This is a genomic window from Caballeronia choica, from assembly GCF_001544535.1.
In the GTDB taxonomy this organism is placed as follows: Bacteria; Pseudomonadota; Gammaproteobacteria; order Burkholderiales; family Burkholderiaceae; genus Caballeronia; species Caballeronia choica.
Map to the genome: position 1 here is coordinate 1 of NZ_FCON02000202.1, position 10,464 is coordinate 10,464.

Below are 10,464 nucleotides of genomic sequence, written 5' to 3' on the forward strand. Positions count from 1 at the left end.
GTGAGCGTGCTCGATGTCGGGCTGAAGGCGGGGCTTGCGCTGCCGTATGCGTGCAAGGGCGGCGTGTGCTGCACGTGTAGGGCGAAGGTGCTCGAAGGCGAGGTGAAGATGGAGAAGAACTACACGCTGGAGCAGCACGAAATCGACGACGGCTACGTGCTGACGTGCCAGTGCCATCCGGTGAGCGATCGCGTCGTGGTGAGTTACGACGAACGTTGAGCGCCGTATCGATTGGCTTACACTAAGGGCCGCTCGCTTCGAGCGGCCCTGTTTGTTTGCCGGCATATCTCATCGATGAGCATCATCCACGTTACCAATGGCGATCACGCCGCCGACACGCTTCGCGAAGCGCTCAAACTCGCGGAACGCGACGAGCGCGTCATCGCGCTGAAGGACGATCTCGCGGTCGGCCCGCTCAAGAACGTCGACGACGCGCCGGATACGCGCATCGCCTTCTGGCGGCACGTCCTCACGCGCGACGGCATCGACTTCGAGGCCGAGTTCGGGCAACAGGAAGCGCTGCTGCGCAGTCTCGTGCGCGACGACGCGCAAATCGTGATCTGGCACGGCCAAAGCGCCTCGGATCAACTGACTTTGCGGCGCGTCGCCTATCATCTGCGCAATGCGCCGCAGCGGCTCAACGAAGCCAGGCTCTCGGAACTCGACCTGCCCCTCATCACCGATGCCGATGGCAAGCAGCACCGCCGTGGCCGCAAGGACGGGGCGACGGCCGTCGGCATGTTCACGGCCGAGGAGTTGCTCGCGAAACTGCCGAGCGCCGCGCCGATCTCGGTGCTGCGCATCGGGCGGCTCGCGCTCGAGTGGCAGGAGGCGAAGCACATGAACGCCCAGACGCGTCGATGGCACGAGAACACGTTCGTCTCCGGCAGCTTTGCCGACATCGACGAGGCGATTCTCGATGCCGTCACCGCCGACTGGCAGCCCGCGCGCCGTATCGCGGGCGAGGTGATGGGCGCGGACTTCGGCTTCATGGTCAGCGATTCGGTCGCCTTCTGGCGCTGCCGCGAGCTTGCCGCCGCGGGACGGCTTAAACTTCGCGGCGAACCCGGCGACATCGTCCACGCCGAACTCCGGGGCAAATCCGGCGATTCCAACTAAAAACGCATCAGACTTTCTATCAATGGCCCGTACCAGAGCGCCCGACCACGATACGCAACGCGAGCAGATCCTCGAACTCGCCGCCGCCAAATTCGCGCAAACGAGCTACCCCAGCACCTCGATGGCCGATCTTGCCGCCGCAAGCGGCACGTCGAAGGCGCGTCTCTATCACTATTACGAGAGCAAGGAAGCGATTCTCTTCGACCTGCTCGACCGCTACACGAAGCGACTGATGCTGATCATCGCGGAAGTGGAAGGCGCGAGCCAGCGGCGCGGCCTGAGCGAACGCGAGGCGTTCGCGGAACTGGTGCGCGCGTTTCTCGCCGAGTACGAGACGTCGCATAGTCGCCACGTCGCGTTGCTGAACGACGTCAAATATCTCGAAGACGCGCAGCGCGCGATCGTGCTGGACCGGCAACGCGATATCGTCGCCGCATTCGCCAGACAATTGGCGCGCGCCTACCCGACGCGCGCGACCAAGGAAAACCAGACCGCGCTCACAATGATGGTGTTCGGCATGATCAACTGGACGTTTACCTGGCTCAAACCGGGCGGAAAACTGGGGTATCGGGAGTTTGCGGAACAGGTCGTCGACGTGATCGAGCACGGTCTGAAGGACAGCGATGCGTGATTTTGCTGCACCACAGCAACAAAAATTCACGGTTGGATATTACTTCAGAAGAACACTATAAATAATTGATCAATAACCAATTTGTGAATTTTTAAGCAGACTTTTAGAAGTTGCACTCAGGGGCTTTTTAAGGGTTTTCCCGTATCCCGATTTGCTTAATCGGGTAAAATCCGTTTTGCGATGCAGCACGTCGCATGACGATTCAAGGGAGAACCCATCGTGAACATTTCCATCAACCGCTTTGCCACGCCCGCCGTCGTAGCTACTCGCACGCTGCCGGACGCCGGTCGAACACCGGTTCTCGTTCGCGAGTTGTCCTCGGGCGACCGTGAGCGTCTCCTCACCCATTTTCTCGCGCTCGACGAAGATGATCGCCTGCTGCGTTTCGGCCAGATCGTGCCGGACCACGTGATCGACAACTACGTCCGCAACCTCGATTTCGCACACGACACTGTCTTCGGCGTCTTCGACGACGAACTGCGCCTCGTCGGCGCCGGCCATCTGGCCTATCTGCCGGCTGAAGGCGACAAGCGCACGGCCGAATTCGGCGTGTCGGTGCTCGAAAGCGCACGCGGCCGCGGCATCGGCACGAAGCTGTTCGAGCGCGCCGCCATCCGTAGCCGCAACACGCAGGTCTCGATGCTCTATATGCACTGCCTGTCGCGCAACGCGACGATGATGCACATCGCGAAGAAGTCGGGCATGAAGATCGAATTCGCGTACGGCGAGGCCGATGCGTATCTGTCGCTCACGCCGGCCGACCAGAGCAGCCTCATCGGGGAAATGCTTCAGGAACAGGCCGCCTCGTTCGACTACGCGATCAAGCGCCAGGCGCACCGCGCGTCGCAGATGTTCGACATGTTCATGCCGACGGCGAAAGCCGCGTAAAGACAGCGCGGGTTGGCGCTGCGAGCGGGACCGAAACATGAAAGGGCGGCCAGGACCGCCCTTCTTCATTGGTGCGACCGGTTCAGCGCAGTGGCAGCGCCGTCGTTTCCTTGATGCGTTCGAGCGAAAAGCTCGTCTTCACGTCGATCACCGACGGATGATGCAGCAGTTGATCCTGCACGAAGCGCGAAAAGTGCGCCATGTCTTCCACCTGGACGCGCAGCAGGTAATCCATGTCGCCGGTCATCGCGTCGCAGGCGACGACCTCCGGCCACTCGCGCACCGCCTCGCGGAACAAATCGGCGTGCGTCGTGGGATTCGGCGAGTGCGCCGTCGCTGGCGTCCCGCCGCGCTTTTCCAGCCGCACATTCACATACGCGAGCAAGCCGAGCCCGAGCTTTTGGGGATCGAGCAACGCGACGTAGCCGCGAATCACGCCACTTTCTTCCAGCCGCCGGACCCGCCGCAGACACGGACTCGGCGACAAACTCACGCGATCCGCGATCTCCTGGTTTGACAGCCGGCCATTCTCCTGCAGGATCGCGAGAATCTTCCGGTCGATGGCGTCGAATGCGGTGTCGGCCATTTTCTGTCTCCCTTTTGCTCCAAAGTGGCAGAACCTTGCGCAATCGTAGCGATACGCGATTTATTTCGCAAGCTTTCGCCGCGCGCCCTTGATTACACTTCTTCTCATTATTTCCGCACAGAGATTCAAGGAGACAGACATGGCGTTTCAGGGCTGGGACAACCCCGTCGGCACCGACGGCTTCGAGTTCATCGAATACACGGCGCCCGATCCGGTCGCGCTCGGCAAGCTGTTCGAGCAAATGGGGTTCACGGCGATCGCGCGTCACCGGCACAAGAGCGTGACGTTGTATCGGCAGGGCGAGATCAACTTCATCATCAACGCCGAGCCCGATTCGTTCGCGCAACGCTTCGCGCGTCAGCACGGGCCGTCGATCTGCGCGATTGCGTTCCGCGTCGCCGATGCCGGCCATGCCTACAAGCGGGCGCTCGAACTCGGCGCGTGGGGCTTCGACAACAAGACCGGCCCGATGGAACTGAACATCCCGGCGATCAAGGGCGTCGGCGATTCGCTGATCTATTTCGTCGACCGCTGGCGCGGCAAGAACGGCGCGCAGCCAGGCAGCATCGGCGACATCAGCATCTACGACGTCGACTTCGAACCGATTCCGGGCGCCGATCCGAATCCGGTCGGCCACGGCCTGACCTACATCGATCACCTGACGCACAACGTGCATCGCGGTCGCATGATCGAATGGGCCGAGTTTTACGAGCGTCTTTTCAACTTCCGCGAAGCACGTTACTTCGATATCGAAGGCAAGGTGACGGCGGTGAAGTCGAAGGCGATGAGTTCGCCCTGCGGCAAGATCCGCATTCCGATCAACGAGGAAGGGTCGGAGACGGCGGGCCAGATCCAGGAATATCTCGACGCCTATCACGGCGAAGGAATCCAGCACATCGCACTGGGAACGGGCGACATCTATCGCACGGTCGACGGCCTGCGCGACGCGAAAATCGCCCTGCTCGACACCATCGACACCTACTATGAACTCGTCGACCGGCGCGTGCCGAACCATGGGGAATCGGTGGCGGACCTGAAGCAGCGCAAGATCCTGATCGACGGCGTGGCGGACGAAATCCTGCTGCAAATCTTCACCGAGAACCAGATCGGACCGATCTTCTTCGAGGTCATCCAGCGAAAAGGCAATCAAGGCTTTGGCGAGGGCAATTTCAAGGCGCTGTTCGAATCGATCGAACTCGATCAGATGCGCCGCGGCGTGCTGAAGGATACGAGCGCCACCTGATCAGGCGGCGGCCGGATGGGCCAATGAAAAAGGCGAGGTATCGGAACGATCCTCGCCTTTTTTATTTTTGACGGCCCATGCTCAAGAAAGCGATGGGGAAGCGTTGGGAAGCGGCACCGAGCGAGCCGTCGGGGAATCAGTCCTCCGAGTCGTCGTCCGTTTCCGACGCGTCTTGCCTGGCGTTTCTGCCCTGCGCCGCCTGGACGCGCACTTGCAGGACCTGCTGGGCGGGCGATGCGTTGATGTGCGACGTGCTCGCATTACCGCCGCGAAGCGGCGCGTTCATTGCGAAAAAGGCGGCCGATACCATGAGGAAGCTCTGGATGTGGCGCTGTTTCATTGTTCTCTCCTTCTGACTGCGTGCTGCATGTGTGCTGCTAGTGCTGCTTCGTAAAGCGCGACTCCGGACTCCGGTACGCAAAAATTGCGCAAGCGGGGGTTAGACAGGACGCCTTTAACCAGTTCCCGGGGATCGGTCACATTTACAGCTCGTAACATCCGTGCGCGAAAGCACGCTGATCTGACAACAAATCGACATAAACTGGAGTAAGCCGAGGATTTTTCAGCGGGTTTTTACCACTGACGGAAACGGCCGCAACCCGGCACACTCACAATCCCGGCCGACGCGTCCACAAGATGCCGAGGTCCGCAGAATGCTTTGGTGATCCCAAACTGGGTGGAGGAGTACACATAATGAATGCCCCGCTAGACGCAGAACAAAGAGCTTCGCTAGAAGCCGCACTGAAATCCGTCACGCTCGACGACAAATACACGCTCGAACGCGGCCGCGCGTACATGAGCGGCATCCAGGCGCTGGTTCGTCTGCCGATGCTGCAGCAAGAACGCGACAAGGCCGCCGGGCTCAACACCGCCGGCTTCATCTCCGGCTATCGCGGTTCTCCCCTTGGCGGTCTCGACCAGTCGTTGTGGAAGGCGAAGAAGCATCTCGCCGCGCACGGCGTCGTGTTCCAGCCGGGCGTGAACGAAGACCTCGCGGCCACGGCCGTCTGGGGCTCGCAGCAAGTCAACCTGTACCCGAGCGCCAAGTTCGACGGCGTCTTCTCGATGTGGTACGGCAAGGGCCCGGGCGTCGACCGTTCCGGCGACGTCTTCAAGCACGGTAACTCGGCAGGTTCGTCGCCCCACGGCGGCGTGCTGGTGCTCGCCGGCGACGATCACGCCGCCAAATCCTCGACGCTCGCGCACCAGTCCGAGCACGTCTTCAAGGCGTGCGGACTGCCGGTGCTGTTTCCGTCGAACGTGCAGGAATATCTCGATTTCGGCCTGCACGGCTGGGCGATGAGCCGCTATTCCGGTCTTTGGGTCGCGATGAAATGCGTGACCGACGTCGTCGAATCGTCGGCTTCGGTCGATATCGACCCGCATCGCACGGAAATCGTGATTCCGACCGATTTCGCGATGCCCGAAGGCGGCCTGAACATCCGCTGGCCCGATCCGCCGCTGGTTCAGGAAGCGCGCCTGCTCGACTACAAGTGGTACGCCGCGCTCGCCTACGTGCGCGCGAACAAGCTGGATCGCATCGAAATCGATTCGCCGAACGCGCGCTTCGGCATCATGACCGCGGGCAAGGCTTATCTGGACGTGCGTCAGGCGCTCTCCGACCTCGGTCTCGACGACGAAACCTGCGCGCGCATCGGCATTCGTCTGTACAAGGTCGGCTGCGTGTGGCCGCTCGAAGCGCAAGGTGCGCATTCGTTCGCGCACGGGCTCGAAGAGATTCTGGTTGTCGAGGAAAAGCGCCAGATTCTCGAATACGCGATCAAGGAAGAGTTGTACAACTGGCCGGATGCGCAGCGTCCGCGCGTGTACGGCAAGTTCGACGAAAAGGACGGTGCGGGCGGCGAATGGTCGGTGCCGATGGGCAACTGGCTGCTGCCGGCGCACTACGAGTTGTCGCCGGCGATCATCGCGAAGGCGATTGCGTTGCGGCTCGACAAGCTCGACCTGCCGGCCGAAGTGCGCGCGCGCATCGCCACGCGCATCGCCGTGATCGAAGCGAAGGAGCGCGCACTGGCGAAGCCGCGCGTCGAAGCCGAGCGCAAGCCGTGGTTCTGCTCGGGCTGTCCGCACAACACCTCGACGAACGTGCCAGAAGGCTCGCGCGCGATGGCCGGCATCGGCTGCCACTACATGACCGTGTGGATGGACCGCAGCACGAGCACGTTCAGCCAGATGGGCGGCGAAGGCGTCGCGTGGATCGGCCAGGCGCCGTTCACCAACGACAAGCACGTGTTCGCCAACCTCGGCGACGGCACGTACTTCCACTCCGGCCTGCTCGCGATTCGCGCGGCGATCGCGTCGAAAGCGAACATCACGTACAAGATTCTCTACAACGACGCGGTCGCGATGACGGGCGGACAGCCGGTCGACGGCGTGCTGACCGTGCCGCAAATCACGCATCAACTCGCCGCCGAAGGCGCGACGAAAATCGTCATCGTCACCGATGAGCCCGAGAAGTACTCGGCGAACGTCGGCCTGGCGCCGGGCATCGACGTGCACCATCGCGACAAGCTCGACGAAATCCAGCGCCAGCTTCGCGAAATTTCCGGCACCACGATCCTGATCTACGACCAGACCTGCGCGACCGAAAAGCGCCGCCGCAGGAAGCGCGGCGCGTTCCCCGATCCGGCGAAGCGCGTGGTGATCAACGAGGCCGTCTGCGAAGGCTGCGGCGATTGCTCGGTGAAGTCGAACTGCTTGTCGGTCGAACCGCTCGACACGGAATACGGCACGAAGCGCCAGATCAACCAGTCGACGTGCAACAAGGATTACTCATGCCTGAACGGCTTCTGTCCGAGCTTCGTCACGATCGAAGGCGGGCAGTTGAAGAAGCCGAAGGCATCGAGCGCCGCGGGCGATGCCATGCCCGTGGTGCCTGAACCCGACCTGCCCGAAATCGACCGCCCCTATGGCGTGCTCGTGACGGGCGTCGGCGGGACGGGCGTCGTGACGATCGGTGCGCTGCTCGGCATGGCGTCGCACCTGGAGCAAAAAGGCGTGACCGTGCTCGACGTCACTGGCCTCGCGCAGAAAGGCGGCGCCGTGATGAGCCACGTGCAGATCGCGAACAAGCCCGCCGACATCCACGCGACGCGCATCGCGATGGGCGAGGCGGATCTCGTGATCGGCTGCGACGCGATCGTGACCGCCAGCGACGAATGCGGCTCGCGGATGCAGCCCGACCATACGCGCGTCGTCGTGAACAGCGCGCAGACGCCGACCGCCGAATTCATCAAGAACCCGAACTGGCGCTTCCCGGGCGCGAACGCCGAGGCCGATATTCGCGCGGCGGCGGGCGAGCATGTCGCGTTCGTCGATGCGAACCAGTTTTCGGTGGCGCTGCTCGGCGATGCGATCTACACGAATCCGTTCGTGCTCGGCTTTGCGTGGCAACGCGGCTGGGTGCCGCTGCGTCACGAGTCGCTCGTTCGCGCGATCGAACTGAACGCGGTGCAGGTCGAGAAGAATCTCGCGGCGTTCGAATGGGGACGGCGTGCCGCGCACGATACAGAAGCGGTGCGACGCATCGTGAATGCGCAGGGAAGCGGCGCGCAAGCGCAGCAGGAAGGTTCGAGCAAGATCATCGCGCTGCACACGCCGAAGGCCCTCGACAAACTGATCGAAAAACGGCTCGCCTATCTCGCCGACTATCAGAACGAAGCGTACGCGGCGCGTTACGGGCGACTTGTGGCGCAAGTGCGCACGGCAGAGGCGGAACTCGGTTCGAACGACGGCCAATATCCGCTGACGGAAGCGGTCGCGAAGAACCTGCACAAGCTGATGGCCTACAAGGACGAGTATGAAGTGGCGCGTCTTTACGCCGATCCGGCGTTTGTCGAGAAGCTGAAGGGCAGTTTCGAAGGCGACTGGAAGATCAAGTTCCATCTCGCACCGCCGACGTTCTCGAAGAAGGACGCGAAGGGACAACTCGTCAAGAAGCAATACGGCTCGTGGGTCCTGCCCGCGATGCGCGTGCTCGCGAAGATGAAGTTCCTGCGCGGCACAGCGCTCGATGTGTTCGGCAAGACGGAAGAGCGCCGGATGGAGCGTGCGCTGATCGTCGAGTATGAGGCGCTCGTGAAGGAACTGATCGAGGGATTGACGCAGCAGAAACTTGCGCTTGCGATCGAACTGGCGAATCTGCCCGATTCGATGCGCGGCTACGGTCACGTGAAGGACAACAACGTGCGCGCGGCGAAGACGAAGTGGAACACGCTGCTGAGTCGCTGGCGTGAAGGGAAAAGCGGCGAGGCGCGGCAGGTGGCTTGAGTTTGCTTTTGCGTTGCCTTGACTAATAAAAAGGGCGGTCCGTGCGGACCGCCCTTTTTTTACGCTTCGTTCCGCACTTTAGAACTCGTAGCCAACTTGAGCGCGCACGCCCGAATCGTGGCCGGTCGACGAGAAAGCCCCGTTGATCAGCCATGCACCGTCGCGGGAGCGATACGTTCCGCCAACGCCAACGGCCGAGTAGCCCTTGTAGTTGCCGACACCGACCGCCACCACCGTTTTGCCCGCCTCACGCGGCGTCATGTTCGGCATCGCCATCGCCGCAGCGACGCCGCCGAATGCCGCACGCTGGTTCGATACCACCGAATCGCGCACTTCGTTGAGCTGGTTCATGTTCACCCCATCGGTGCCGGCCTTCCCAGGCGCGACGTTCGTGATCCGACGCTCGTTGCCCGCCGAACCCACCGACACCGTATTCGGCTGATCCGCGACCGAATTCGCACCGAGCGCGACCGCGTTGTCGCCCGTAGCCTTGGCGTTCGTGCCGAGTGCGACGGCATCCTTTCCGGTTGCTGTCGGCAGGGTCGACCCCTTCGACGTATTGATGGCGAGATACTCGTTGCCGTTCTGAAGGTTGTTCACGACGTTCGTGTACTGGTCGATACGTTCGTTGGTCGCGTTCAACTGCGCGCCATTCACCGCATCCGTGCTGGTCGCCGAGAGTTCGCCGGCCTTCACGTTCGTCAACTGCACGCCATCCGTGCCAGTCGCGTCCTTGCCGCCGAGCGTCACTTTGTCGTGTGCGTCGGAGTCGTACTGCACGGCGTTCTTCGATGCCGCGGTTGCCGCTGCGATGTCGGTGGTGTTCTGCGTCACGCGGCCATCGATGTTTGAAAGGGCCGAACCCACGTCGTGCGTGTCGACGCCGCCAACGTGATACGTCGGGGCCGTGATGCCACCGTTCGCATCGACGCCCGCGCCGCCGCCCAACGCGCCAGCAATGGTGCTCGCCGTGTTGTGCAGTTGCGAACCGTTGATGGCCTGCTCGCTCGTTGCCGATACCTCGCCGGCAGCGACGCCGGTCACCGTGCGAGCGCCCGCCGTACCGGCGACGTTGATCACCGAGCCGTCGGTCTTCGCGCCGATGGTGATTTCACGGGAGGTCTGGTCCTGCACCACCAGCCCGACCGAACTGTTGATGTTGTTGATCGTGTTGTTGATGTTGGTGATGTCGGCGGTGTTCTGGTCCGTCTGCTGCTTTACGGCGAACAACTGCCTGCCGTTCACGGCGTCCATGCTCACGCTGCTCAACTGACCGTCCTTCACGTTGGTGATCGTCGTGCCCGCTGCGCCGCCTCCGAGTGTCACCTTGTCCTTCGCCGCTGTGTCATACGCGACGAACGCGTTCTTCACTTCACCGCTCGGGCCGATCGTCAGGCCCGCGTCCTTCAACTGCTTCAGGTTCACCGCGTCCAGATCGGCCGCACCCGCTTTAACGTTCGTCAGCGTTACTTCGTGCGCGCCCGTGCCGCCAAGCGAAACCTTGTCCTTCGCCGCTGTGTCGTACGCGACGAACGCGTTCTTTACGTCGCCGCTCGGGCCGATCGTCAGGCCCGCGTCCTTCAACTGCTTCAGGTTCACCGCGTCCAGATCGGCCGCACCCGCTTTAACATTCGTCAGCGTGACTTCGTGCGCGCCCGTGCCGCCAAGCGAAACCTTGTCCTTCGCGGCTGTGTCGTACGCGACGAA

Annotated in this window: 9 protein-coding genes; 6 read left to right on the forward strand and 3 right to left on the reverse strand. The window is 62.3% G+C overall.

Translation table 11 applies throughout. The features are described 5' to 3' along the window. The 4 genes from AWB68_RS39395 to AWB68_RS39410 form a co-directional block, all read left to right on the forward strand. Positions 1–219 (forward strand): 2Fe-2S iron-sulfur cluster-binding protein (locus AWB68_RS39395; protein ID WP_125482993.1); only part of this gene is annotated, 219 nt, incomplete at its 5' end. A gap of 75 nt (positions 220–294) precedes the next feature. Next, complete coding sequence (locus AWB68_RS39400) at positions 295–1,119, forward strand: DUF1835 domain-containing protein (protein WP_087649615.1); 825 nt, start codon at positions 295–297, stop codon at positions 1,117–1,119. Positions 1,120–1,141: 22 nt separating this feature from the next. Next, positions 1,142–1,750 (forward strand): TetR/AcrR family transcriptional regulator, encoded by a 609-nt coding sequence (locus AWB68_RS39405; protein WP_087649616.1) that lies wholly within the window; start codon positions 1,142–1,144, stop codon positions 1,748–1,750. Between the two features lie 225 nt (positions 1,751–1,975). Further along, positions 1,976–2,638 carry a GNAT family N-acetyltransferase gene (locus AWB68_RS39410; RefSeq protein ID WP_087649621.1) on the forward strand — a complete coding sequence of 221 codons (663 nt, stop codon included), beginning with the start codon at positions 1,976–1,978 and terminating at the stop codon, positions 2,636–2,638. A gap of 82 nt (positions 2,639–2,720) precedes the next feature. On the opposite strand, the gene AWB68_RS39415 is transcribed toward AWB68_RS39410, so the two are convergent. Continuing rightward, positions 2,721–3,224, reverse strand: a complete 504-nt coding sequence (locus tag AWB68_RS39415; protein ID WP_087649617.1) for an Lrp/AsnC family transcriptional regulator — start codon at positions 3,222–3,224, stop codon at positions 2,721–2,723. Between the two features lie 139 nt (positions 3,225–3,363). On the opposite strand from AWB68_RS39415, the gene hppD reads away from it, so the two are divergent. Then, positions 3,364–4,467, forward strand: coding sequence for a 4-hydroxyphenylpyruvate dioxygenase (gene hppD, locus AWB68_RS39420; RefSeq protein WP_087649618.1), 1,104 nt, complete (start codon positions 3,364–3,366; stop codon positions 4,465–4,467). A 136-nt stretch (positions 4,468–4,603) separates the two neighbouring features. Here hppD and AWB68_RS39425 read toward each other — a convergent pair whose 3' ends face one another. Further along, a complete protein-coding gene (locus AWB68_RS39425) occupies positions 4,604–4,807 on the reverse strand; it encodes a hypothetical protein (protein WP_087649619.1) in 204 nt (67 codons plus the stop codon). 353 nt (positions 4,808–5,160) lie between these two features. On the opposite strand from AWB68_RS39425, the gene AWB68_RS39430 reads away from it, so the two are divergent. Beyond that, positions 5,161–8,757 carry an indolepyruvate ferredoxin oxidoreductase family protein gene (locus tag AWB68_RS39430; RefSeq protein ID WP_087649620.1) on the forward strand — a complete coding sequence of 1,199 codons (3,597 nt, stop codon included), beginning with the start codon at positions 5,161–5,163 and terminating at the stop codon, positions 8,755–8,757. A 78-nt stretch (positions 8,758–8,835) separates the two neighbouring features. Here the strand turns inward: AWB68_RS39430 and AWB68_RS39435 are convergent. Continuing rightward, positions 8,836–10,464 (reverse strand): YadA family autotransporter adhesin (locus AWB68_RS39435; protein ID WP_200828925.1); only part of this gene is annotated, 1,629 nt, incomplete at its 5' end.

Coding starts and splice junctions, on each gene's coding strand:
- AWB68_RS39400 (WP_087649615.1), top strand. CDS start 295: ATGAGCATCATCCACGTTACCAATGGCGATCACGCCGCCGACACGCTT.
- AWB68_RS39405 (WP_087649616.1), top strand. CDS start 1,142: ATGGCCCGTACCAGAGCGCCCGACCACGATACGCAACGCGAGCAGATC.
- AWB68_RS39415 (WP_087649617.1), bottom strand. CDS start 3,224: ATGGCCGACACCGCATTCGACGCCATCGACCGGAAGATTCTCGCGATC.
- hppD (WP_087649618.1), top strand. CDS start 3,364: ATGGCGTTTCAGGGCTGGGACAACCCCGTCGGCACCGACGGCTTCGAG.
- AWB68_RS39425 (WP_087649619.1), bottom strand. CDS start 4,807: ATGAAACAGCGCCACATCCAGAGCTTCCTCATGGTATCGGCCGCCTTT.
- AWB68_RS39430 (WP_087649620.1), top strand. CDS start 5,161: ATGAATGCCCCGCTAGACGCAGAACAAAGAGCTTCGCTAGAAGCCGCA.